This window comes from Mesorhizobium sp. CA12 (assembly GCF_020165255.1).
In the GTDB taxonomy this organism is placed as follows: domain Bacteria; phylum Pseudomonadota; class Alphaproteobacteria; order Rhizobiales; family Rhizobiaceae; genus Mesorhizobium.
This window is the reverse complement of the sequence record NZ_JAIUHT010000001.1, coordinates 517210-542186: the sequence shown is the minus strand read 5'-3', so window position 1 is coordinate 542186 and position 24977 is coordinate 517210. Positions and strand designations below refer to the sequence as shown.

Here is a 24977-nt window from a genome sequence, read left to right as displayed (position 1 = left end):
TTATGCAACGTCCAGTCGCGGCCGCGACGGCGGCCGAAAATGCCGTCATTACCAAGGCCACGCTTCGCGCGGCCGACCTGCTCGATATCACCGCCAGGACGCTTGCCTTGGTCATCGGCGTGTCGGAAGCAACGGTCTCGCGCATGCGCCGGCAGGAATTCCTGCTTGAACGCGGCACCAAGCCGTTCGAATTGGCGGTGCTGTTCGTGCGCCTGTTCCGCTCGCTCGACGCCATCGTCGGCGGCGACGAGACAGTCGCCCGGGCGTGGTTGAAGAATCCCAACACCACGCTCGACGGCACGCCGCTCGAAAAAATCCTGACGATTGCCGGACTTGTCGATGTCATTGCCTACCTGGACTCCCGGCGCGCTCTCGTCTGAGGCCGTCCGGCTCGAAGGCAAGTACTGGCGGATGGTCGAGGCGCAGCACCGCGTCTCGACCCTTAAGCTCATCGACACGCTCGACGAGCAGGCGCTGCTTGAGGATCTCATCGAGGACACCAAGCCGCGGATCCCGCTTGAGTGCCGACATCTCCACTATCTGTTGGCGACGCCTTTTCGCTACGGCTCCGTCTATCCGTACGGCTCCCGCTTCCGCCGCGCCGGCAAGACGAAAGGCGTCTACTACGCTGCCGAGACGGTGCTGACGGCGGTGGCGGAGATGGCCTTCTACCGCTTGCTGTTTTTTGCGGAGTCGCCGGCGACGCAATGGCCGAGCGACGCGGCGGAATACACCGCCTTCGCCGCCGCGATAAAATGCGACCGCGCAGTCGACCTGACACGGCCGCCGCTCGATCGCGACGAGAAGGCCTGGACGCACGCCACCGACTACACCGCCTGCCAGGCGATCGCCGACGTCGCGCGTGAGGCCGAGCTGCAGGCGATCCGCTATCGCTCGGCGCGCGATCCCAAGGGCGTCAATATCGCGCTGTTGACGTGCAAGGGCTTTGCCAAGGCAAAACCGCTGGAGCCGCAGACCTGGCGCATCCGGATCGGCTCTTTCGGCCTTCAGGCGATCTGCGAATTCCCGGACAAGCGGCTGGAATTCTCACGCACCGCCTTTGCCGATCCCCGATTGGCCGGCATGCGCTGGGAGCGGGCCACCTGAAATCGGCGATGAGCTGCGTTGAGATTCAGGTCGGGCCGGGCAGAAAACCGTCATTCGCAGGCCGCCCTCACCCGAATATCGATCCAGTTTAGGCCAGGATGTTCACCGCACGCGCCGCCACCAGCGCGATCGTCAGGAGCGAGATCATCGCTTCGGCCATCATCAGGAGCTTCGCGCGCTGCGTGAGCGGCAAGGTGTCGGTCGGCGAGAACGCCGTGGCATTGGTAAAGGCCAGGAAGACATAGTCGACGAAGCCCGGCAGCCAGCCCTGTATCTCGCGATCTGGTAGCGTCATTTGCGGAAACAGGAAGTCTGCCTGCGCGCGCTTGACCAGCCCGCAGGTCGGCGGGCCTCCCCGGTCAGTGCTCCAGAACCACAGCGCAAAGACAATCACATTGGTGACCCAGATGTTGAGCGCGTCGACGAGCAGCGTCGTGCCGGCCCCGGCATGCCCTTCCAGCAACGCCCGCACCAGGAAGACCAGCGACCCGCAATTCATGATGCTGATGACGCCGGTCATCACCAATGCTGCGCGGCGGATATAGAGGCGCAATCGGCCGATCGCGTACCAATGCTCATGGTCGACGGCGTTGCGCGTCGCCATTTGCGTCCAGGCCGTCGCGATCGACAGGGGCGCCAGCAGCGCCGCCTCCACTGTAGGGGCCAGCCAGCGCGGACCGAAGGACAGGTTGTTGATGACCAGAAGCTGCAGGCAGATGACGACGAGAACCGCGGCGCGCGCCGACCAGAAATCGAGGCCCCGGTGATGGATGACGGCATGCTGATGGCGCATGGAGGAACCTGTATTGCTAAAACCGCGGCGCTACGGACGGGCTCCGGCAATGATCGGCCGGCCGGTCCTGCCCGAAGCGCCGGCGACGGGTTCCATCGCAATCTTGGTTTTACGATGTTGCGGAAGAATACTTTTTCGTAAGCTTTTGCTATCGGACTGTTCAGCAATCCATCGGTATGATTTTAGGCCCGTATGTCGAGAACCAGTGAATCCGTGCATGTCTGGCCCGCCGCGGCTGCGGCGGAAGACGATCTGTCTTCCATCTGTAACGGTCTGGTCCGGCATCCATGGCGGTTACTGGCGCTTTTGTGCCTGATCCAGATCGCCTGCTGGACCGTCATGCCCGCGCTCGTCAACGTTGGGCCGCCGCGCGACGTCGTCGAGGGTTTCATGTGGGGACGCGAATGGGTGCTGCTGACCTACAAGCACCCGCAACTCCCCTGCTGGCTGCTCGAGATCAGCCACCTGCTCACCGGCTCGTTCCGCTGGCCGCAATATATGCTGTCGCAGTTGATGATCTCGACGACTTTCGTCCTGGTCTACCTTCTCGCGCGCGACATCATGGGCCCGACCCGGGCGATCGCCGCCGTGCTCTTGATGCCGTCGATCTATTTCTTCGGCTGGCCGACCCCGCAATTCAACCATGATTACGCGCAAATGCCGTTCTGGGCCGCAATCTCATGGTTGCTGTGGCGCTCGGCGCGCGACGGCCGTCCAGGCTGGTGGCTCGCCCTCGGCCTCGTCTCGGGCATCGGGCTCTACGCAAAGTTCTCGACGGCTCTGCTACTGGTGTTCGGTGGTATCTGGATTTTGTACGACGCCCGCGCTCGAAGCCGGCTTGCCACCCCATGGCCATGGCTCGGTCTTGCGGTTTTTCTGGGCCTCGCGGCGCCGCTGGCAATTGCGCTTTTCCGCCTCGATTTCCTGCCGCTGACCTATGCGGAGCATCGCAACGCCTGGGTGCTCGCTAACCGCGCACGACTCTACTATATCGGCGTTCAGCTTGCAGGGCTTGCCGCTCTTCCCGCCGTTCTTGCTATTTCCGGCCTGCTGCGACGGCGGCCCGACCCGGCACGAGACCCCTTACCGGCCCGCCGTGCCCCCGAGCGGCGCGCGATTGTCTACCTGGCATGGATGGGCCTGGGGCCGGCGCTCCTGATCATGGCCGCCTCGCTGTTTACCGGCACCGGCGAGTCCTGGGGCGCGACGATGTACAATTTGGTCGGCACCCTCGCGGTTGCACTCTTGGGACAGCGCCTGGGCGCGGCCGAGTTGCGCCGACTGACGCTGCTGGCACTGCTATGCGTGGTCGGCGTATCGAGCGCCTATGCGATTACACGCTGGACCGGTTGCAACGTCCTCGGTCGCCTGCAGCCGATGTGCTGGCCGGCACGATCGATCTCGCAGACGGCCGAAGCGATCTGGCATGAGACGGTACCAGGACCACTGGGCATCGTCGGCGGCGAGGACGGCGTGGCTCAGCTTGCCGGGTTGGAAGCGGCGGACCAGCCGTCGATTTTCACGACGCTCGACAGGCGCCTTGCCCCCTGGATCACGGACCAGCGCCTGCGGGATCAGGGCCTGCTGCTGGTATGGCCGACCGGTTGGAGGCTCTCCCCGCAACAGCAGGCCTGGATCGCCGGCCTGCCGGTCAAGACCGTGCCATTCGACTGGTCGCTTAAGGCACCGCCGCTGGAGATCAGCTTTGCCGTCATTCCGCCCGGCAGGACCAGTTTCCCGGGCGATCCGCCCGGACCGCCCGATCCGGAATGACCCGCGATTTGAAGTTTATCAGCCCGACGTCAAAAGGCGACGGCATCGCCGCCAGCGCCTCCGACGATAGGCGTCAAGCCTCTGTTCACGCGTTAGCGGCCTGCTTGTGCTGGACCGGATGGCTCTTCTTGAGCAGGTCCGAGACCAGGAAGGCGAGCTCGATCGCCTGATCGGCGTTGAGGCGCGGGTCGCAATGGGTGTGATAGCGGTCCTGCAGGTCTTCCGCCGTGATGGCGCGGGCGCCGCCCGTGCATTCGGTGACGTTCTTGCCGGTCATCTCTATATGGATTCCGCCCGGATGCGTGCCTTCCGCGCGATGAACTTCGAAGAAGGTCTGCACTTCCTTGAGGATGCGGTCGAACGGCCGCGTCTTGTAGCCGGCCGCCTCGATCGTGTTGCCATGCATCGGATCAGACGACCAGACAACGTTGCGGCCTTCCTTCTTAACTGCCCGCACCAGCTTCGGCAGATGCTCGGCGACCTTGTCGGAGCCGAAGCGCGCGATCAGCGTCAGACGGCCCGGCTCGTTTTCGGGATTGAGCAGGTCGATCAATTCCATCAGGCCGTCCGGCGTCAGCGACGGCCCGCATTTCAGGCCGAGCGGATTCTTGATGCCGCGGCAATATTCGATATGCGCGTGATCTGGCTGGCGGGTGCGATCGCCGATCCAGATCATGTGGCCCGAGGTCGCGTACCAGTCGCCGGAGGTCGAATCGACTCGCGTCAGCGCTTCCTCATAGCCGAGCAGCAGCGCCTCGTGGCTCGTGTAGAAATCCGTCTCGCGCAGCGCGAAATTGGTTTCGGACGTGATGCCCACCGCGCGCATGAAATCCATCGTCTCGGTGATGCGGTTGGCGAGCGATTCGTATTTTTCTCCCTGCGGGCTGTCGGCGACGAAGCCCAGCATCCAGCGATGCACGTTCTCCAGGCTGGCATAGCCGCCCTGCGCAAAGGCGCGCAGAAGATTGAGCGTCGCGGCGGACTGGCGGTACGCCATCTCCTGGCGCGCCGGATCCGGAATGCGCGAGGAGGCATCGAATTCGATGCCGTTGATGATGTCGCCGCGGTAGCTCGGCAGCGTCACGCCGGCCTTGGTCTCGTTGTCGGACGAGCGCGGCTTGGCGAACTGGCCGGCGACGCGGCCGACCTTCACCACCGGCTGCGCGCCGGCGAAGGTAAGCACCACCGACATCTGCAGGAAGACGCGGAAGAAGTCGCGGATGTTGTCGGCGCCATGCTCGGCAAAGCTCTCGGCGCAGTCACCGCCCTGGAGCAGGAAGGCTTCGCCGGCTGCCACGGCCGCCAGCTGCTTCTTCAGCTTGCGCGCCTCGCCGGCAAAGACCAGCGGCGGGTAGGTCGCAAGCCGCGCTTCCGTGGCCTGCAAAGCCCCAAGGTCCGGATAGGCCGGCACCTGCTTGATCGGCTTTGCTCTCCACGAATTCGGCGACCATTTCGTCATCGCTGCACCCAACGCCCTTCCAGAGCAACTCCAGGAAAGTGTAACGGCTTTCCGTCCGGAATTGCGTCAAACAAACCGGCGAGCGTGCTTGCCCGCCATTCCAGCCTCGATACGAGGTCGCGGCTCCTTACACGAAGCCGACTGCCTATTCTAGCCGGGTTTTTCAGTGGTGGCGAATGCGTTGAGCTGCTCGGCTTCCAATGTAGACGCCGTTACGCGGCCTTGTCGACGAGCCGCGCCAGTTGCGTCATCACCACGGCCGAGCCGGCGAGCCGCTTCTCCGCGTTCGGCCAGTCGCGGATGAAAACGACGCTATGGTCGGCCCTGATCTTGGCCAGCGATCCCTGCTCGCCGATGAACTTGACCAGCCCGACCGGATTGGGGAACTCGCGCTTGCGGAAATGAATGACGACGCCCTTCGGGCCTGCATCGAGCTTCTCGACATTGGCCTTGCGACAGAGCGCCTTGATGAAGACGATCTTCAACAGATGCGTCACCTCTTCCGGCAGCGGCCCGAAGCGGTCGATCAGCTCGGCGCCGAAACCGTCGATCTCCTCGGTGGTCTCGAGGTCGCCCAGGCGCCGGTAAAGCGCCATGCGGAGCTGCAGGTCGGGCACGTAGCTCTCCGGGATCATCACGGCGGTGCCGACTGCGATCTGCGGCGACCAGCCGCCGTCCTGCGCCTCGCCGGTATCCTTCACCTCGGCCACCGCCTCTTCCAGCATCTGCTGGTAAAGCTCGAAGCCGACCTCCTTGATATGGCCGGACTGCTCTTCGCCCAGAAGATTGCCGGCGCCACGGATGTCGAGGTCGTGGCTGGCGAGCTGGAACCCTGCGCCGAGCGTGTCGAGCGACTGCAGCACCTTCAGCCTGCGCTCGGCCGCATCGGTGAGCTTGCGGTTCGCCGGCAGCGTGAACAGCGCATAGGCGCGCACCTTCGAACGGCCGACGCGGCCGCGCAACTGGTAGAGCTGCGCGAGGCCGAACATGTCGGCGCGATGGATGATCAGCGTGTTTGCGGTCGGGATATCGAGCCCGGATTCGACGATGGTGGTCGACAGGAGCACGTCATACTGACCGTCGTAGAAGGCGTTCATGATGTCGTCGAGCTCGCCCGGCGGCATCTGGCCATGCGCCACCGCCACTTTCAGCTCCGGCACGGATTCCCTCAGGAAATCATGGATTTCGGCCAGGTCGCTGATACGCGGCACGACATAAAAGGAATGGCCGCCGCGATAGCGCTCGCGAAGCAGTGTCTCGCGTATGACCAGCGGATCGAAGGGCGAGATGAAGGTGCGCACCGCCATGCGGTCGACCGGCGGCGTGGCGATCAGCGAGAGCTCTCGAACGCCGGTCAGCGCCAGTTGCAGCGTGCGCGGGATCGGCGTCGCCGACAGCGTCAGCACATGCACGTCGGACTTGAGATCCTTCAGCCGCTCCTTGTGCTTGACGCCGAAATGTTGCTCCTCGTCGATGATCAGCAGGCCGAGGCGCTTGAACGAGATCGAGCTGCCGAGCAGCGCGTGCGTGCCGACGACGATGTCGACCGTGCCTTCGGCGATGCCCTTCTTGGTCTCCGCCAATTCTTTTGAACCAACCAGGCGCGACGCCTGCGCAATGCGGATCGGCAGGCCCGAAAAGCGCTGCGAGAAGGTTTTGAAGTGCTGCCGCGACAACAACGTCGTCGGCACCACGACCGCGACCTGGAACCCCTCCATGGCCGCTATGAAGGCGGCGCGCAACGCAACTTCCGTCTTGCCGAAACCGACGTCGCCGCAGATCAGCCGGTCCATCGGTTTGCCGGCGCCGAGATCATCCAGGACGGAATCGATCGCCGTCTGCTGGTCGTCGGTCTCCTCATAGGGGAAACGGGCGGCGAACTCGCCATAAAGCCCTTCCGCCGGGATCATGGAGGGCGCTGCACGCATCTGCCGCTCGGCGGCGATGCGGATCAATTGCCCGGCCATATCGAGCAGACGCCGCTTCAGCCGTGCCTTGCGCGCCTGCCAGGCGCCGCCGCCCAGCTTGTCGAGCGTCGCCTCAGCCGAATCCGAGCCATAGCGCGACAGAAGCTCGATGTTTTCCACCGGCAGGAACAGGCGATCGTCGCCGGCGTAGTGGATTTCGAGACAGTCATGCGGCGCGCCGAGCGCTTCGATGGTGCGCAAGCCGATGAAGCGGCCTATGCCATGGTCGGCATGGACGACGATGTCGCCTGCCGACAGCGACGAGGCTTCGGCTATGAAATCGGAGGCCTTCTTCTTGCGCTTGGAACGCCGAATGAGCCTGTCGCCGAGGATGTCCTGCTCGGCGACGACGACCAGATCGTCGGTCTCAAAGCCGGATTCGAGCGGCAGCACGGCAAGGCCCGCCTGCCCCGGCTCTAGCTTTTCGACCTCGGCCAGCGTCGCGACAGCTTTCAGATTACTGAGATGGTGCTCCGCGAGAATTTGTCCGAGCCGGTCGAGCGAGCCTTCGGTCCAGCCGGCGACGACGACGCGGCGACGCGCCGCGCGCTCGTCGGCAATGTGCTTCACGACGACGTCGAAGACGTTGATGTTGGGATCGGCGCGCTCCTCGGCAAAGCTGCGGCCTTGCCGCGAGCCGCCATGGAAGACTTTTTTGCCACCGACGTCGGGGGCATCGAAGACGGTGAAGTCTATGTCCTCGCGCGGTCCGAGCGACGCCTTGAGGTTTTCGGGCGAGAGATACAGCAGATCCGGCGCCACCGGCTTGTAAGGGACGGCATCCTTGAGCGCGCTGTCGGCCTGCTTCCGGCGTGCCTCATAGTGGTCGAGGATCAGCGTGTGGCGCTCGGCCAAGGCCTCATGGGCCAGATGGTCGAACACGACGGGCGCATCCGGCAGATAGTCGAACACGGTCGCCAGCCGCTCATAGAAGAACGGCAGCCAGTGCTCCATGCCGGCGAAGCGGCGGCCTTCGCTGACCGCAGCGTAGAGCGCGTCGTCGCGCGACGGCGCGCCGAAGGCCTCGATATAAGAGCGGCGAAAGCGGCTGATCGTTTCCGGTGTCAGCGCCACCTCGCTCATCGCTTGCAGCGACATCGACTTGCGCTGCCCGGTGGTGCGCTGCGTCGCGACGTCGAAGACGCGGATCGATTCCAGCGTGTCGCCGAAGAAGTCGAGCCTGAGCGCCTCGCTCCAGCCGGGCGCGAAAAGGTCGAGGATGCCGCCGCGCACCGCGAATTCACCGAGCCCGCGAACGGTCGGCACGCGCTCGAAGCCGGATGTCTCCAGCCTCGCGATCAGCGCGTTCATGTCGATCTGGTTTCCCGGCTTGGCGTGGAAAGTCTGAGCTTCGATCAGCTCGGCCGGCGGGATGCGCTGCAGCAACGCATTGGCGGTGGTGAGGATCACCGCGCGATGCGGTTTCTTGGCCAGCGCGATCATGGCCGAAAGCGCGTCGAGCCGACGCGCCGCGGCATCTGCGCCGGGCGAAACGCGGTCGTAAGGCAGGCAGTCCCAGGCCGGCAGCTCCAGCGCCGGTAGGCCGGGCGCGGCAAAGGCGAGCGCCTCGATGATCGCCGGCAGCCGCTGGCCGTCGCGCGCGACGAACAGCAGCGGCTTGTCGGGCGCGATCTCCTGCGCCGTCCGCACCAGGGCGAAGGCTTCGTAGCCGTCGGCGACGCCGTCGACAACGAACTGGCCGGCGCGGCCCTTGGGCAGGCCAATGGAAGGAATGAGGGTCATGGATATGCGTTTTTCAAAATGTCATGGTCCGGCGCGACGCCAGGATCTTCCGCAGAACCGCGCAGTCGATATCGGGCGAAACTGGGCGCTCGCCGGTGACCATCGGGAAAAATTCGGTGTCGGGAATTTCGAGAAGTCTCTCATATTGGTCGATTTCATCGCCGGTCAAGGCGCCGATCTCGGCGTCGGCGAAGGAACCGAGGATCAGGTCCATCTCGCGCATGCCGCGATGCCAGGAGCGGAACAGGAGCTTGCGGCGGCGCGCGTCCAACCCCTCGCTTGATCGCTGTGTTCCGGTCATGGCGCCGCATCCCTGTCCAAAGCGGCGCATATAGCGTGGATAGAGAGCGGTGTCAGCCTTTGCGCTGCCCTCGTCGCGACATAAGCTGACACGATGCGTCCCACCGTCCTCGATCCCTTGTTCGTTCCGATCACTTCGCTTGCCGGCGTCGGCCCGAAGGTCGGATTGCTGATCGAGCGTGTCGTGCCGGCCGACCTCGGCGATCGCGCTGCGCGCGCGGCCGACCTTCTGTTCGTGCTGCCCAACACCGTCATCGACCGCCGCAACCGGCCTGGCATCGCGCTGTCGGCCGAGGGCCAGATCGTCACGCTCGAGGTGCGCGTCGACCGCCATCAGCCGCCGCCGCGCGGCAACAGGTCGGTGCCGTACAGGGTTTACGCCCATGACGACACCGGCGAGGTCGCACTGACCTTCTTCCATGCCCATGCCGCCTATTTGCAGAAAATGCTTCCCGAGGGCGAGCGTGTGGTGATCTCGGGCCGCATGGAGTGGTTCAACGGCCGCCCGACGATGGTCCATCCCGACCACATCGCGCCGATCGACGAGGCCGAGGGCCTACCGTTGGTCGAGCCGGTCTATCCGCTCACCGCCGGCCTCTCGGCAAAGGTGCTGCGCCGCGCCATCGGACAGGCGCTTGGCCGCCTGCCAGAACTGCCGGAGTGGCAGGACGATGCCTTCATGCGCCGCCATACATTCCCGTCCTTCGGCGATGCGCTCGCCCGCATCCATTATCCGAAGGATCCGATCGACGTTGCCGTCGAGGGATCGGCCTGGCGACGCCTTGGCTATGACGAATTGCTCGCCGGCCAGGTTTCGCTGGCGCTGGTGCGAGCGAGAATTCGCCGCCTCTCGGGCCGGCCGCTTACCGGCGACGGCAGCATCGTCGAGAAGCTGCGAGCTGCCCTTCCCTACAAGCTCACCACCAGCCAGGAATTCGCGCTCGGCGAAATCAATGCAGACCTTGCCGATCCCGAACGCATGCTGCGCCTGCTGCAGGGCGATGTCGGCTCAGGCAAGACGGTGGTGGCGCTGCTCGCCATGGCGCGCGCGGTCGAGGCCGGCGGCCAGGCGGCCCTGATGGCGCCGACCGAGATCCTGGCGCGCCAGCATCTGGCGACGATCGCGCCGCTGGCGGAAAAGGTCGGCCTGCGCCTCGCTATCCTGACCGGGCGCGAGAAGGGCCGCGAGCGTGCCGAGACGCTTGCAGGTCTCGCCAGCGGCGAAATCGACATCGTCGTCGGCACGCATGCGCTGTTCCAGGAAAGCGTGACGTTTCACGACTTGGTGCTTGCCGTCGTCGACGAGCAGCACCGCTTCGGCGTCCACCAGCGCCTGGCCATCACCGCCAAGGGCGATGCGCCCGATATGCTGGTGATGACGGCGACCCCCATCCCGCGCACGCTGGTGCTGACCGCCTTCGGCGACATGGACGTCTCGAAACTGACCGAGAAGCCGGCCGGCCGGCAGCCGATCCGCACCGTCACCTTGCCGATGGAACGGCTGGATGAGCTGGTCGGACGCATGCTCGATGCCGTGGCCGATGGCCAAAAGATCTACTGGATCTGCCCGCTGGTCGAGGAATCCGAAGAGATCAAGCTGATGTCGGCGGAGGATCGTTTCGCTTCGCTGAAACCGCTCTTCGGCGACCGGATCGGCCTGGTGCACGGTCGCATGAAGGGTGCGGAGAAAGACGAGGCGATGCGCGCCTTCAAGCAGGGCGAAACGCGCATCCTCATCGCCACCACCGTGATCGAGGTCGGCGTCGACGTGCCCGACGCCACGATCATGGTGATCGAGCATGCCGAACGCTTCGGCCTTGCCCAGTTGCACCAGCTGCGCGGCCGGGTCGGGCGCGGCGACAAGCCCTCCTCCTGCGTCCTGCTCTACAAGGAGCCGCTCGGCGAGACGGCCAAACGCCGGCTCTCGGTGATGCGCGAGACAGAGGACGGCTTCAAGATAGCCGAGGAGGACCTGAAACTGCGCGGCGAAGGTGAGTTGCTGGGCACCCGCCAGTCCGGCACACCAGGCTTCCAGGTGGCGCGCCTCGAGTTCCATGCCGATCTGCTCGAAGCCGCGCGCGACGACGCACGCCTGATCCTGTCGCGCGACCCGGAATTGCAGTCCGAACGCGGCGGGGCGCTGCGGCTGCTGCTTTACCTGTTCGGCCGCGACGAGGCGGTGCGGCTGCTGCGCGCCGGCTGAGCGCCGAGCGGCGGATTGGCGAGCGGTCCTTCGACCGGTTCGCCGTTCAGCGTCACCAGCTTGGCCTTGACCTCCGGCGCTACCATGCCGGCCGAGACGATCAGCTTGGCGCCGTCCTCGATCGACATGTCGAGCGGCACGATCTCGGACTTGTGCACATACATCAGAAAACCAGTGGTTGGATTGGGCGTGCAGGGCATGAACACCGCAATCAGCGGATCACCTTCCTGATCGAGCTTCTGGTTGATCTCGGTTTCCTTGTCGCTGGCGACGAAGACCAGCGACCAGACGCCCTTTCTCGGATATTCGACCAACCCCACCTGGCGGAACATGTCGCCCTTGTTCGACAGCACCGTCTCGAAAATCTGCTTCAGCGAGCCGTAGATGCCACGCACCAGCGGCATGCGGCCAAGCAGCCGCTCGCCGAAATTGACAATGGCGCGGCCAACGATGTTCGCCGTCAGGAAACCGATCAGCGTGATCAGCACCAGCGCCACGATCAGCCCGAAGCCCGGAACCGGGAACGGCAGATAGGTATCGGGATTGTAGCGGGCTGGAATATAGGGTTTTACCCAGGAATCGACCCAGCCGATAAGCGACCAGGCGATATAGACCGTGATCGCCAGCGGCGCGCAGACGATGAAGCCGGTCAGGAAATAATTCCTTAGCCGGGTCATGCCAGAGGTCTTCAGGGCGTCGGACATGGGTTCACCGCGGCGCAGGTTGCAACGCTGAGATTAGTGAACCGCGAGCCGGTTTGGAACTGCGAAGTTTTTAAAGAGCGATCGTCAGGCCGCTGTATCCAGCGGCACGGCGCGACCTACTCCACGGTCACCGATTTCGCCAGATTGCGCGGCTGGTCGACGTCGGTGCCCATGAAGACGGCGGTGAAATAGGCCAGCATCTGGATCGGCAGCGCGTAGATGATCGGCGAGATGATCTCCGGCACTTCGGGCAGGATGATCGTCTCCATCGTCTTGATGCCGGCCTGCGCCGCGCCCTTCTTGTCGGTGATCAGGATGATCTTGCCGCCGCGCGCCGCCACTTCCTGCATGTTCGACACGGTCTTTTCGAAGATACGGTCATGCGGCGCAATCACGATCACCGGCATGTTCTCGTCGATCAGCGCGATCGGACCATGCTTCAGCTCGCCGCCGGCATAGCCTTCGGCGTGGATGTAGGAGATTTCCTTGAGCTTCAGCGCGCCTTCCATGGCCAGCGGAAAATTGGTGTCGCGGCCGAGATAGAGCACGTCCTTGTAGCGCGACAGCTCGCGCGAGATGCGCTCGATCTGCTCGTCGAGCTTCAGCACCCGGGTGGCGTAGCGCGGCGCCTCGGAAAGCTCGCGCACCAGCTGCTTTTCCTCATCGCGCGAGATCGTGCCGCGCGCCACGCCCGCGCGGACCGCGAGCGCAGCCAAGACGGATAGCTGGCAGGTGAAAGCCTTGGTCGAGGCGACGCCGATCTCCGGCCCGGCCAGCGTCGGCAGCACGACGTCGGATTCGCGCGCCATGGTCGATTCCCGCACATTGACGACAGCGCCGATTTTCATGCCGGCCTTGCGGCAATAGCGCAGCGACGCAAGCGTGTCGGCAGTCTCGCCCGACTGCGAGATGAAGAACGCCGCGTCATTGGCCGAAAGCGGCATCTCGCGATAGCGGAACTCGGAGGCGACATCGATGTCGATCGGCAGCCGTGCATAGCGCTCGAACCAGTATTTGCTGATCAGCCCGGCGAGATAGGCGGTGCCGCAGGCCGAAAGCGCCAGGCGGCCGATCTTGGCGAAGTCGAAGGGCAGGTCGAGCGGCTTCGACACCCCCGATGCGAAATCCACGTAGTGCGCCAGCGTGTGCGAGATCACCTCCGGCTGCTCATGGATTTCCTTTTCCATGAAATGGCGGCGGTTTCCCTTGTCGACCATGAAGCTGGTCGACAGTGACTGCTGGCGCTTGCGGTCGACTTGTCTGCCGTCGATGTCGTAGATGGTCACGCTTTCGCGACGCACGACCGCCCAGTCGCCGTCTTCGAGATAGGTGACCGCATTGGTGAAAGGCGCCAGCGCAATGGCGTCGGAGCCCAAAAACATCTCGCCCTCGCCATGGCCGACGGCCAAAGGCGGTCCGTTGCGGGCGCCGACGATCAGGTCCTCGTCGCCCTTGAACATGATTGCCAGGGCAAAGGCGCCGGAAAGCCGCTTCAGCGCCGCATGCGCGGCTTCCACCGGCTTCAGCCCCTTGGCGAGCTCGCGCGCCACCAGATGCGCGACGACCTCGGTGTCGGTCTGCGAAGAGAAAGAGTAGCCGTCGCGGGTGAGTTCGTCGCGTAGCTCGGCGAAATTCTCGATGATGCCGTTGTGGACAATGGCGACGCCCTCGGAAAAATGCGGATGCGCGTTGGTCTCGTTGGGCACGCCATGTGTCGCCCAGCGTGTGTGGCCGATGCCGATCGTGCCGTCCAGCGGCTCGTCCTTCAGCCGGCGTTCGAGATTGACCAGCTTGCCCTCAGCGCGGCGGCGGCCGAGTTCGCCCCTTTCGATGGTGGCGACGCCGGCCGAGTCGTAGCCGCGATATTCAAGCCGCTTCAGCGCATCGACGATGAGCGGCGCGACTTGGCTTCGGCCAACGATTCCAACGATACCGCACATGGCGATTGCCCCCGATTCCCAGCAGAAAACCCAGCGCTATCTATGGATTGCCGGGCCGTGGCGAAAGTCACTTTGCGTTTCGTTCCGTGTCAACCGGAACACTGTTTGAAGACCACCATGGCAGAGGGCCATTGCGATCCAGTTACCGCAATTGCTCGGTTTTTCAGCCGCTTCAGCGCCGAAGCGTGCACGCACATTGCCGTTCGTCTCCGCTGTAAGATGCTACTGCGGTGGCGCAGTATCATTTGCCGCAGCGGTGCGTCATCCTCCAAATGACGATTCACGCTGATCGCGCAAGCCGGCTTTGAGACGCGGCTCGCCCTGCCGCCGTTCTTCCTGATCCTCCGTCCTGCCAGCTATTCCGCCGCAGCCTTCTTCTTCGCCGCGGCGGCGGAAGCGAAGCGCTCGCGCAACTCCTTGCCCTTGCCGGGGATCGTTTTCTGGCGGGCGCGGCCGAAGGCCAGCGCGTCGTCGGGCACGCTTTCGGTGATCACGCTGCCGGAGGCGATATAGCCGCCCTTGCCGATCGAGACCGGCGCCACCAGCGAGGAATTCGAACCGACAAAGGCCCCCTCGCCGATGTCGGTGAAGAATTTCGAGTAGCCGTCATAATTGCAGGTGATGGTGCCGGCGCCGATATTGGCTGCCGCACCCACGCGCGCATCGCCGATATAGGTCAGGTGGTTGACCTTGGCGCCCTCCTCGATCGTCGCCTGCTTGACCTCGCAGAAATTGCCGACCTTTGCCTTGTTTCGAAGATCCGCGCCGGGCCGCAGCCGGGCGAACGGCCCGACATCGCAATTTGAGGCGATCGTTGCGCCCTCGATATGGCTGAAAGCATGAATCTTGGCGCCCGATGCGATCTTGACGCCCGGCCCGAACCAGACATTCGGCTCGACGATCGTATCGGTGCCGATCTCGGTATCGTGCGAGAAATAGACGGTTTCGGGCGCGATCAGCGTGACCCCGGACAGCATCGCCTCGCGCCGCCGGCGCGTCTGCCAGATGGCTTCCGCCTCGGCGAGCTCGGCCCGGTTGTTGATGCCGAGCGCGCTTTCGAAACTCGCTTCCGTCGCCACCACGTCGAGCCCTTCCGCGCCGGCGATCTCGACGATGTCGGTGAGATAAAATTCGCCCTTGGCGTTCTTGTTGCCGACCTTGTCGAGCAGCCGAAGCGCATGCTTGCCCGCCACCGCCATCATGCCGGCATTGCAGAAGCCGATCTTTTTCTCTTCCTCCGAGCAGTCTTTCTCCTCGCGGATGGCGATGAGATGACCGCCCTTTTCGATCAACCGGCCGTAGCCGGTCGGGCTTGGCGGACGGAAGCCTATGACCGCGACGGCGGCATCCTCTGCCAGCTTCTGCCGCGCGGCGGCCAGCGCCTGCGCATCGATTAGCGGCGTATCGCCGAACATCACGAGAATATCTTCATAACCCTTTGATATCGCTTCGCGCGCGGCGAGGACCGCATGGCCGGTGCCGAGCCGCTTCTCCTGCACGAAGGTCTCCGCCTTCGGCGCGAATTTCTGCACCGCCTTGCGCATCTCGTCTGCGCCGTGGCCGATCACCAGCGCCACACCGGTCGCGCCGGCGGCCTCAGCGGCTTTCACGACGTGAGCCACCATCGGCAGGCCGGCAATGGCATGCAGCACCTTGGGCATCGTGCTTTTCATGCGCGTGCCTTCGCCGGCGGCGAGGATCACGGACAGGCAGGTTCTCTGGCTCATGGATGGGCAACCGTATGAAAAGGTTTGAATCAGCGCATCTTAGCAGCGCAGGCCATGCTGCACCAATGCGGTTAAATTCCGGTGAGATGGCAAAGCCAAGTCTCCAAGTGCGAACGTCGGGTGTGATGCCCGATACAAAAGCACCGCCACGGTGGCGTCAGCCGGTTACACAGGTCAGGAAATATCCCCGGCCTGCTGGGGCTGCTGCGTCGCAAGCGGGATGGCGAAATCTCGTGGAGGCAAGGTCGAGCTGCGTTTTCCGTTCCACATCGGCGACGGGCGGAGACTGGGAGAGATGGATACCATGCGCGTGGCGCGTCTGGAAGTTGGCGGGACATGGACGCGGAGCGGCACGCGTGCAGGCGCTTGGCCGAGCGGTGCGATGACCGTGCGGCGCCACCTCGCTGCGATCCTGGCTTGCGACGTGGTCGGTTATTCGCGCCTGATGGAGCGCGACGAGCGCTGCACGCTCGAGCGGCTGAAGATCTACCGCAAGGACCTCCTCGAACCGCTGGTCTCCGAGCATCAGGGTCGGATCGTCAAGCTCACCGGCGACGGCATGCTGTGCGAATTCGCGAGCGTCGTCAACGCGGTGACCTCGGCGATGGCGATCCAGCGGACCTTGGCAGAACGCGAGGCGGAGACCCCCGAGGAAGAGAGGATTCGCTTCCGCATCGGCGTCAATCTCGGCGACGTGGTTTGTGAGGAGGACGGCGACCTCTACGGCGACGGGGTCAACATCGCCGCCCGCCTCGAAAGCGTCGCCGATCCCGGCACCGTTGTCGTCTCGGGCACCGCCTACGACCACCTTCAGGGCAAGCTCGACTGCGGCTTCACGCCGCTCGGCGAGCTGCGCCTCAAGAACATCGAGCGGCCCGTGCGCGCCTACCGCGTCGAGTCCGACGCCAGCGCTGCCCCGCCTCCCCTGCCCGAGAAACCCTCGATCGCGGTTCTGCCTTTCACCAACATGAGCGGCGACCCCGATCAGGAATACTTCGCCGACGGGCTGGTGGAGGACATCATCACGGGATTGAGCCGAGTGAACTCCTTCTTCGTGATCGCCCGCAACTCGTCCTTCACCTACAAGGGCCGGGCGGTGGACCTGCGCCAGGTCGGGCGCGAGCTGGGCGTCCGCTACGTGCTCGAAGGCAGCATCCGCAGGGCAGGATCGCGGGTGCGTATCAGTGGGCAGTTGGTGGACGCGATCAGCGGACACCATGTCTGGGCCGACCGCTTCGAGGGCGATATGTGCGACATCTTCGACCTGCAGGACAAGGTGACCGAGAGCGTCGTCGGCGCTGTCGAGCCGAGCATCCGGCTGGAGGAAATCAAGCAGGCGCGCATGAAGCCGACCGACTACATGAGCGCCTACGACCTCTACCTTCGCGCGCTGCCGCGCTTCTACAGCATGACGCGCGAAGGCTTTGCCGACGTGCGTCGGCTCACCAACGAGGCGCTTAGCATCGACCCCGGCTTCAACTTGGCGAAGGCACTCGGCGCCTATATCCGCAGCATATCCGTGAGCCAGTGCTGGCACGAGCCCGAGGATACCCGGGTCGCCACGCGCATGGCGCGCGAGGTACTGGCGGAAGCGCGCGACGACCCCACGAGCCTGCGCTTCGCCGCGCAGGTGATCGCCTACAGCGCGAAGGACTACGAGATGGCGCTGGCCACGATCGAACGATCCCTGCTGCTCAATCCCAATTCGGCGCAGGGCCATACGAGCTGCGGTTGGGTCAACGCACATTCCGGCCGCCCGCTCGTTGCGATCGAGCACTTTCACAGGGCAATGCGGCTGAGCCCGGTCGACCCCGAGAAGGGCATCGCGCTCTCGGGCATCGGGATGAGCTACCTGATGCTCGAGCGCTACGAGGAAGCGCTGGCATGGGGAGAACGCGCGCTGCAGGAGATGCCGAACTACGGCTCCTCGCACCGGGTGGTGATTATGGCGCTGGTCAAACTCAACCGGCTGGAGGAGGCGCGGGCGGCGGCGCGGCGGCTGATGGAGGCGTTCCCGACCTACACGCTCACCCTGCAGAGACAGATCAACCCATGGCAGGACAAGGTGTTCGGCGAGCGTTACGTCGAGGCGCTGGGCATCTCCGGCGTGCCGGAGTGATCGTCGCGGCGGAAATTCCGGTGAGACGGCGGAGCAGGTGACTCGATGGGTTGTCTGAACATAGTGGTCGCCCCAGGTCTCCATAGCAAATTATGGAACACGAGATAGAGGGCACAGGACCCTTCGATGCTGATCTCTACAACGGGCTCACAGCTCGACTCTCTGCCAGCAACTAAACTACCCCAGCCTTCCCAGCACCGGGAAATTCTCCAAGAGCCAATAGGACGCGCTCTGCACGCCGCCAGTGAGGAAAAACACGCCGGCGACGACCAGCAGCGCGCCGATCGCTTTCTCGACACGGCCGAGATGGACGCGGAATTTGCCGAGGAAGCGCATGAAGGCGCCGGAAAACAGCGCCGCGATCAGGAACGGGATGCCGAGGCCCAGCGAATAGGCGGCAAGCAGCAGCGCGCCCTCGCCAACGGTCTCGCGCCCGCCGGCCAAAGTCAGGATCGGCCCCAGCACCGGGCCGATGCAAGGCGTCCAGCCGAAGGCGAAGGCCAGCCCCATGACATAGGCCGCGATCATGCTGGCCGGCTTGCCCTGCGATTGGAAGCGCGCCTCGCGCGACAAAAGCGGAATGCGCAGGATGCCAAGGAAGTTCAGGCCCATGATGATGATCAGCACGCCCGCCGCCATCGCCAGCGGTTCCTGCCAGACGCGCAGCAGGCGGCCGATGGTCGAGGCGCCGGCCCCAAGCGCCACGAAGACGGTGGAAAAGCCGAGCACGAAGGCCACGGAAGCATAAAGCAGCGCGCCGCGCGCGCCTTCCTTTGCGGTCACGCTTTGATTGCCGCGGAAATCCTCGACCGAAACACCGGCCATGTAGCAGAGATAGGGCGGCACCAGCGGCAGCACGCAAGGCGACAGGAACGAGATCGCCCCTGCCCCGACCGCGCTGACATAGCCGATGTCCAATGCCATCCAGTGAGTCCCGATTATGCTGGCGTCGATATAGCGATGCGGGCACGCCCCTGCCAATCACCATTGTGTGGCACGTCGCCGCTTCGCCGCAGGAAGAAACAGGCATCCCAACGCGTTGACCGAACAGCGCGCGACTGCCGCGCGCTTGTTTCAGGGAGACTATCGTGAAAGCAATCGCACTCGGGTTTGCCGCGCTACTGCTGGGCACCGCCGCATCCCAGGCCGCCGAAGCCTGGAAGGAAGCCGAAGTGAGCGGCACCAAGATTTTTACCGACGCCAAGGGCATGACGCTCTATACCTTCGACAAGGACGAGAAGGGCAAGTCCAATTGCTACGACAAATGCGCCGCCAACTGGCCGCCGTTGAAGGCCGAGGCCGGCGCCAAGGCCGACGATGAATGGACGATCGTCGACCGCACCGACGGCACCAAGATGTGGGCCTATGACGGCAAGCCGGTCTATACCTTCGTCAAGGACAAGAAGGCCGGCGACATGACCGGCGAAGGCGTTGCCGGCGCCTGGCACGTGGTCAAGGCCGACTGAGGCAACGTTGTTGAATGCTCCGGCTGCCGACTCTCTTGATCCGGCAGCCGGTCGTCTTTTACCGGTTGTCCGCCCGGTTCGAGGCGCACATACATCCATCCCCAAAAAATGTGATCTTTGCCATACACTCTAAGAGTGTATCGTCCGCGGCCGCTTCCCAAATTGGCCGCTTCCCCTTGACCGATGGCAAAAGCACGGCCATGTGAGCGACGAAAAGAGTGGGATTTCGTCGTGCGTCGCGGAGTTCTTCCGCCACCTCACAGCTGATTAAGAGACCTCATGGACGTCGTCGTCGTCGAATCGCCGGCCAAGGCGAAGACAATCAACAAATATTTGGGCAAGAACTATAAGGTTCTGGCCTCGTTCGGCCATGTCCGCGATCTGCCGGCCAAGGACGGCTCGGTGCGGCCCGACGAGGACTTCGCCATGTCCTGGTCGGTCGACACCGCATCGGGCAAGCGCCTCGCCGACATCGCCAAGGCGGTGAAGGATGCCGATGGGCTGATCCTCGCCACCGACCCGGATCGCGAGGGCGAGGCGATTTCCTGGCACGTGCTCGAAGTCCTGAAGCAGAAGCGCGCGCTGAAGGACAAGCCGGTCAGCCGCGTCGTCTTCAACGCCATCACCAAGGCCTCGGTGCTGGATGCCATGGCCAATCCGCGCCAGATCGACGCGCCGCTTGTCGACGCCTATCTGGCCCGCCGCGCGCTCGATTATCTCGTCGGCTTCACGCTTTCGCCGGTGCTGTGGCGCAAGCTGCCGGGCGCCCGCTCCGCCGGCCGCGTGCAGTCGGTGGCGTTGCGCCTGGTCTGCGATCGCGAATCCGAGATCGAGCGCTTCATCCGCGAGGAATATTGGCAGATTGCAGCCATCCTCGGCACGCCGCGCAACGACAGTTTCGAGGCGCGGCTGACCGCGTTTGCCGGCAAGAAGCTGCAAAAACTCGACATCGCCAACAAGGCTCAGGCCGACGACATCAAGGCGATGCTCGAAGGCGCCACCTTCAAGGCATTGTCGGTCGAGGCCAAGCCCACCAAGCGCAATCCCGGCCCGCCCTTCACCACCTCGACGCTGCAGCAGGCCGCCTCGTCAGGCCTCGGTTTCTCGGCCACGCGCACCATGCAGGTCGCGCAAAAGCTCTATGAAGGCATGGACATCGGCGGCGAGACCGCCGGCCTCATCACCTATATGCGTACCGACGGCGTGCAGATGGCGCCTGAGGCGATCGAGGCTGCCCGCAGCGCCATAGTCAGCGAGTTTGGCGCGAAATACCTGCCGGAGAAGCCGCGTTTCTACACCACCAAGGCAAAGAACGCCCAGGAAGCGCATGAGGCGATCCGCCCGACCGATTTCAAGCGCACGCCGGCTTCCGTTCGGCAGTATCTCGATGCCGACCAGGCCCGGCTCTACGAGCTGATCTGGAAGCGCGCCATCGCCAGCCAGATGCAGCCGGCCGAGATCGAACGCACCACGGTCGAGATCGAGGCGGTCAACGGCGCTCGTGCTGCCGAGCTTCGCGCCGTCGGTTCGGTTATCCGCTTCGACGGCTTCATCGCCGCCTATACCGACCAGAGGGACGAGGACGCGGAGGACGAGGAGAGCCGCCGCCTGCCAGAGATCCGCTCCGGCGAGCAGCTCGCCCGCCAGGCGATCAACGCCACCCAGCATACCACCGAGCCGCCGCCGCGCTACTCCGAGGCGTCGCTGATCAAGAAGCTGGAAGAGCTCGGCATCGGCCGGCCGTCGACCTACACCGCGATCCTGAAGACGCTCGAGGACCGCGACTACGTCACCATCGACCGTCGCAAGCTCGTGCCGCAGGCCAAGGGCAGGCTGCTCTCGGCCTTCCTCGAAAGCTTCTTCGAACGTTACGTCGAATATGACTTCACCGCCTCGCTCGAGGAGAAGCTCGACGAGATTTCCGACGGCAAGCTCGCCTGGAAGGACGTGCTGCGCGACTTCTGGAAGGATTTCTCCGGCGCCGTCGACGACATCAAGGAACTGCGCGTCGCCGACGTGCTCGATGCGCTCAACGAAGAACTCGCGCCGCTGGTCTTCCCGGAGCGCGAGGACGGTTCCAATCCGCGCATCTGCCCGAAATGCGGCACCGGCAATCTGTCGCTGAAGCTCGGCAAGTTCGGCGCCTTCGTCGGTTGCTCGAACTATCCCGAATGCTCCTACACCCGCCAGCTCGGCGACGCCGCCAATCCCAATGGCGAGAACGGCAATGGCGAGGACGGCGTCAAGCTGCTCGGAAAGGATCCTTACACCGCCGAGGAAATTACCCTGCGCAGTGGCCGTTTCGGCCCCTATATCCAGCGCGGCGAAGGCAAGGAGGCCAAGCGCTCCAGCCTGCCCAAGGGCTGGACGCCCGACTCGATCGACCACGAGAAGGCGCTGGCGCTGCTGGGTCTGCCGCGCGATGTGGGAAAACATCCCGAAACCGGCAAGATGATCTCGGCTGGCCTCGGACGCTACGGCCCGTTCGTGCTGCATGACGGCACCTATGCCAATCTGGAAAGCATCGAGGACGTGTTCTCGATCGGCCTGAACCGCGCCGTTTCGGTGATCGCCGAGAAGCAGCAGAAGGGCAAGGGTGGCCGCAACGGCGCCACGCCGGCGGCGCTCAAGGAATTGGGCGATCATCCCGACGGCGGCGGCAAGATCGTCGTTCGCGACGGCAAATATGGTCCGTACGTCAACTACGGCAAGGTCAATGCGACGCTGCCAAAAGGCAAGGACCCGCAATCGGTGACGATGGAAGAAGCGCTCGCCCTGATTGCCGAGAAGGAAGCCAAGGGCGGAGGCGGCAAAAAGCCCTTCCGCCGGGCAGCGAAGAAGGGGTAGCAGGACGTGGCGCGCAGGATCTCCGGAAGAAGCCACGGCGATCCGCGCAACGCCGACACCAGGGCCAAGGTCAAGGACGACTATCGTCCGTCACGTGACGAGGTTCTGCGCTACATCGCCGAAAATCCCGATCGCTCCGGCAAGCGCGAGATCGCCAAGGCCTTCGCGCTGCGCGGCGAGGACCGCATCTGGCTGAAAGACCTGTTGCGAGACCTGCAGGATGAAGGCCTCCTCAACAAGGAGCGCAAGCGCCTCACCCGCGCGGGCGCCGTGCCTCATGTCGCGGTGCTCGACATTTTTGGCCGCGACGATGACGGCGTGCTTCTGGCGAATCCGAGCGAATATACCGGCGCCGGCTCGCCCCCCGTTATTGCCATCCGAATCTCGCGCGCCGCCGGCGGCCCCGTCCCCGGCATTGGCGACCGCGTGCTTGCCAAGACTTTCCCGACCGACGATCCGTCAGGCCCTGCCTATACCGGGCGGGTGATGAAGATCTTCGAGAAGCGCAGCGAGGCCGTGCTCGGCGTCTTCCGCGTGCTGAAGGATGGAACGTTCCGCATCGAGCCGGTCGAACGGCGCCAACCGGAACTGATCGTCGACAAGGAATTCCACAACGGCGCCAGAAATGGCGATCTGGTGGAGGTGGAGCCGGCGCGGGCATCCCGTTACGGACTGCCCCGGGCAAAGGTGCTGGCGGTGCTGGGCTCGCTGAGCAGCGAGAAGGCGGTCTCGATGATCGCCATCCACGCCCACGACATTCCCCATGTCTTTCCTGCGGACGTGATTGCCGAGGCCGAAGCGGTGAAGCCGGCGACGCTCGATCACCGCGAGGACTGGCGCAGTCTGCCGCTCGTGACCATCGATCCGGCCGATGCCAAGGACCATGACGACGCGGTCTTCGCCACGCCCGACACGGACGAGAAGAATCCCGGCGGCGTTGTCATCACCGTGGCGATCGCCGATGTCGCAACCTATGTTCGCTACGGCACGTCGCTCGACCGTGAAGCCCTGAAGCGCGGCAATTCGGTCTATTTTCCGGACCGCGTCGTGCCGATGCTTCCTGAACGCATCTCCAACGATCTCTGCTCGCTGCGCGAGGGGGAAGACAGGCCGGCAATCGCCGTGCGCATGACCTTCTCCTCGGAAGGCCGCAAACTCAGGCATTCCTTCCACCGCGTCATGATGAAGTCGGCCGCCAAGCTCGCCTACCCGCAGGCGCAGGCCGCGATCGACGGCGCGCCCGACGACAAGACACGGCCGATCCTCGACAGCGCTTTGAAGCCGTTATGGGACGCCTACGCCGTGCTCAGGCGCGGCCGCCAGTCCCGCCAGCCGCTTGAGCTCGACCTGCCCGAGCGCAAGATCCTGCTGAAGCCTGACGGCACGGTCGACCGCGTCGTCGTGCCGGAGCGCCTCGACGCGCATAAGCTCATCGAGGAATTCATGATCCAGGCCAATGTCGCGGCCGCCGAGACATTGGAGGGCAAGAAAGAGCCGCTCGTCTACCGCATCCATGACGCGCCGTCACTCGCCAAGCAGGAATCGCTGCGCGAGTTCCTGGCAACGCTCAGCCTGTCATTGGCGCGCGGCGCGCAGATGCGGCCGAGCCAGTTCAACGGCATTTTGGAGCGGGTGCGCGGCGCCGACAACGAGGCGCTGGTCAACGAAGTGGTGCTGCGCTCGCAGAGCCAGGCGGAGTACTCGCCGAAGAACATCGGCCATTTCGGCCTCAACCTCAGGCGCTACGCCCATTTCACCTCGCCGATCCGCCGCTACGCCGATCTGATCGTGCACCGCGGGCTGATCGCGGCGCTTGGCCTCGGGCCCGGCGGCCTGGCGCAGCAGGAGGCGGACCGGCTGGAAGAGGTCGCCGCGCTGATCTCGGCGACCGAGCGTCGCGCCATGGCGGCCGAGCGCGATACGGTCGACCGGCTGATTGCCGCCTATCTCGCCGAGCGCGTCAACGACACGTTCGACGCGCGCATCTCCGGCGTCACCAAGGCGGGACTCTTTGTCCAATTGCCGCAGTATGGCGCCGACGGCTTTATTCCGGTGTCAACTCTGGGCGGCGACTACTATATCTACGACGAAACCGCCCGATCGCTGTTCGGGGAACGCACCGGCAAGGGCTATCAGCTTGCCGATCGTGTCGAAGTTCGGCTGGTCGAGGTCGCGCCAATGGCCGGTGCGATGCGTTTCGAGATGCTGACCGACCCGAAGCCCCTGCCCGGCTCGAGGCGGTCGTTCCACAAGGCCAAGGGCCGCGCCCGCGCGTCGCAATCGCGTTCGGGACCGCGTGGCAGGAGACGATAATGCCAGGTAACTTTCAAGTGCAAGAACAGGTTTTCGGCGGCGAGCATCATTCGGGCCGCGTCGCGCGTCCCCTGTGGACGGCGATCAAGCGCGGGATACTCGGCCGCTGCCCGCATTGCGGCAAGGGAAAGCTGTTCCGCGCTTTCGTGAAGCCCGTGGACAAGTGCGAGGTCTGCGGCGAGGAGCTGCACCACCATCGCGCGGACGACCTGCCTGCCTATCTGGTCATCGTCATCGTCGGTCACATCGTCGTTGGCGGCTTCATGGCCGTCGAGGCCGCGTCGACGCTGTCGACCTGGCAGCACGCGATGATCTGGGTTCCGCTGACCATTATTCTGGCCGTCGCACTGCTGCAGCCGGTCAAGGGAGCTGTCATCGGCCTGCAATGGGCGCTTTATATGCACGGCTTCGGCGACGAGAAGGATGAATTCGAGAGCCATTAATTAAGTCAGGCCGCACCGCGGTCGGCCCTGGTGCAAAGGCCGCGACGCGCAAGCCACTTTCGCATCAAGGAAG

The 24977-nt window shown here is 64.4% G+C and carries 17 protein-coding genes; 9 read left to right on the top strand and 8 right to left on the bottom strand.

Going from position 1 to position 24977, the window contains the following annotated elements:
• Nucleotides 1-2: 2 nt before the first annotated feature.
• Nucleotides 3-380: an antitoxin Xre/MbcA/ParS toxin-binding domain-containing protein gene (locus LB520_RS02525; protein ID WP_027166494.1), complete on the top strand. Its 378-nt coding sequence runs from the start codon at nt 3-5 to the stop codon at nt 378-380.
• A complete protein-coding gene (locus LB520_RS02520; RefSeq protein ID WP_224631861.1) occupies nt 340-1107 on the top strand; it encodes an RES family NAD+ phosphorylase in 768 nt (255 codons plus the stop codon). The genes LB520_RS02525 and LB520_RS02520 overlap by 41 nt, the downstream gene beginning before the upstream one ends.
• Nucleotides 1108-1195: 88 nt before the next feature.
• Here the strand turns inward: LB520_RS02520 and LB520_RS02515 are convergent, their stop codons facing one another.
• The gene (locus LB520_RS02515) at nt 1196-1900 is read right to left on the bottom strand and encodes a hypothetical protein (protein ID WP_140840299.1); all 705 of its coding nucleotides are present in this window, start codon (nt 1898-1900) and stop codon (nt 1196-1198) included.
• Between the two features lie 213 nt (nt 1901-2113).
• Between LB520_RS02515 and LB520_RS02510 the strand changes: the two genes are divergently transcribed.
• Complete coding sequence (locus LB520_RS02510; protein WP_224636307.1) at nt 2114-3673, top strand: glycosyltransferase family 39 protein; 1560 nt, start codon at nt 2114-2116, stop codon at nt 3671-3673.
• An 85-nt stretch (nt 3674-3758) separates the two neighbouring features.
• On the opposite strand, the gene LB520_RS02505 is transcribed toward LB520_RS02510, so the two are convergent.
• The 3 genes from LB520_RS02505 to LB520_RS02495 form a co-directional block, all read right to left on the bottom strand.
• The gene (locus LB520_RS02505; protein WP_095765121.1) at nt 3759-5132 is read right to left on the bottom strand and encodes a class II 3-deoxy-7-phosphoheptulonate synthase; all 1374 of its coding nucleotides are present in this window, start codon (nt 5130-5132) and stop codon (nt 3759-3761) included.
• Nucleotides 5133-5344: 212 nt separating this feature from the next.
• Nucleotides 5345-8842: a transcription-repair coupling factor gene (gene mfd, locus LB520_RS02500; RefSeq protein WP_224636306.1), complete on the bottom strand. Its 3498-nt coding sequence runs from the start codon at nt 8840-8842 to the stop codon at nt 5345-5347.
• 13 nt (nt 8843-8855) lie between these two features.
• The gene (locus tag LB520_RS02495; protein ID WP_140840305.1) at nt 8856-9143 is read right to left on the bottom strand and encodes a succinate dehydrogenase assembly factor 2; all 288 of its coding nucleotides are present in this window, start codon (nt 9141-9143) and stop codon (nt 8856-8858) included.
• A gap of 93 nt (nt 9144-9236) precedes the next feature.
• On the opposite strand from LB520_RS02495, the gene recG reads away from it, so the two are divergent.
• Nucleotides 9237-11345, top strand: coding sequence for an ATP-dependent DNA helicase RecG (recG, locus tag LB520_RS02490; protein WP_224636305.1), 2109 nt, complete (start codon nt 9237-9239; stop codon nt 11343-11345).
• Here recG and LB520_RS02485 read toward each other — a convergent pair.
• The 3 genes from LB520_RS02485 to glmU form a co-directional block, all read right to left on the bottom strand.
• Nucleotides 11297-12049, bottom strand: coding sequence for a DUF502 domain-containing protein (locus LB520_RS02485; RefSeq protein WP_224525452.1), 753 nt, complete (start codon nt 12047-12049; stop codon nt 11297-11299). The two genes, recG and LB520_RS02485, sit on opposite strands and share 49 nt — an antisense overlap.
• A 116-nt stretch (nt 12050-12165) precedes the next feature.
• Nucleotides 12166-13989 (bottom strand): glutamine--fructose-6-phosphate transaminase (isomerizing), encoded by a 1824-nt coding sequence (gene glmS, locus LB520_RS02480; protein WP_224525450.1) that lies wholly within the window; start codon nt 13987-13989, stop codon nt 12166-12168.
• A 356-nt stretch (nt 13990-14345) separates the two neighbouring features.
• Complete coding sequence (gene glmU, locus LB520_RS02475; RefSeq protein WP_224636304.1) at nt 14346-15716, bottom strand: bifunctional UDP-N-acetylglucosamine diphosphorylase/glucosamine-1-phosphate N-acetyltransferase GlmU; 1371 nt, start codon at nt 15714-15716, stop codon at nt 14346-14348.
• Nucleotides 15717-16011: 295 nt separating this feature from the next.
• Between glmU and LB520_RS02470 the strand changes: the two genes are divergently transcribed.
• Nucleotides 16012-17835, top strand: coding sequence for an adenylate/guanylate cyclase domain-containing protein (locus LB520_RS02470; RefSeq protein WP_224636303.1), 1824 nt, complete (start codon nt 16012-16014; stop codon nt 17833-17835).
• Between the two features lie 177 nt (nt 17836-18012).
• Here LB520_RS02470 and LB520_RS02465 read toward each other — a convergent pair whose 3' ends face one another.
• Nucleotides 18013-18759: a cytochrome c biogenesis CcdA family protein gene (locus LB520_RS02465; RefSeq protein WP_224543763.1), complete on the bottom strand. Its 747-nt coding sequence runs from the start codon at nt 18757-18759 to the stop codon at nt 18013-18015.
• Nucleotides 18760-18923: 164 nt separating this feature from the next.
• Here LB520_RS02465 and LB520_RS02460 point away from each other — a divergent pair, with 164 nt between their 5' ends.
• The 4 genes from LB520_RS02460 (at nt 18924) to LB520_RS02445 (ending at nt 24904) form a co-directional block, all read left to right on the top strand.
• Complete coding sequence (locus tag LB520_RS02460) at nt 18924-19301, top strand: hypothetical protein (RefSeq protein WP_224636302.1); 378 nt, start codon at nt 18924-18926, stop codon at nt 19299-19301.
• 279 nt (nt 19302-19580) lie between these two features.
• On the top strand, nt 19581-22148 hold the full coding sequence (gene topA, locus LB520_RS02455) for a type I DNA topoisomerase (RefSeq protein ID WP_224636301.1): 2568 nt from the start codon (nt 19581-19583) through the stop codon (nt 22146-22148).
• A gap of 6 nt (nt 22149-22154) precedes the next feature.
• Nucleotides 22155-24461 carry a ribonuclease R gene (gene rnr / locus LB520_RS02450; RefSeq protein ID WP_224636300.1) on the top strand — a complete coding sequence of 769 codons (2307 nt, stop codon included), beginning with the start codon at nt 22155-22157 and terminating at the stop codon, nt 24459-24461.
• On the top strand, nt 24461-24904 hold the full coding sequence (locus LB520_RS02445) for a DUF983 domain-containing protein (protein WP_224631849.1): 444 nt from the start codon (nt 24461-24463) through the stop codon (nt 24902-24904). The genes rnr and LB520_RS02445 overlap by 1 nt, the downstream gene beginning before the upstream one ends.
• Nucleotides 24905-24977 lie beyond the last annotated feature (73 nt).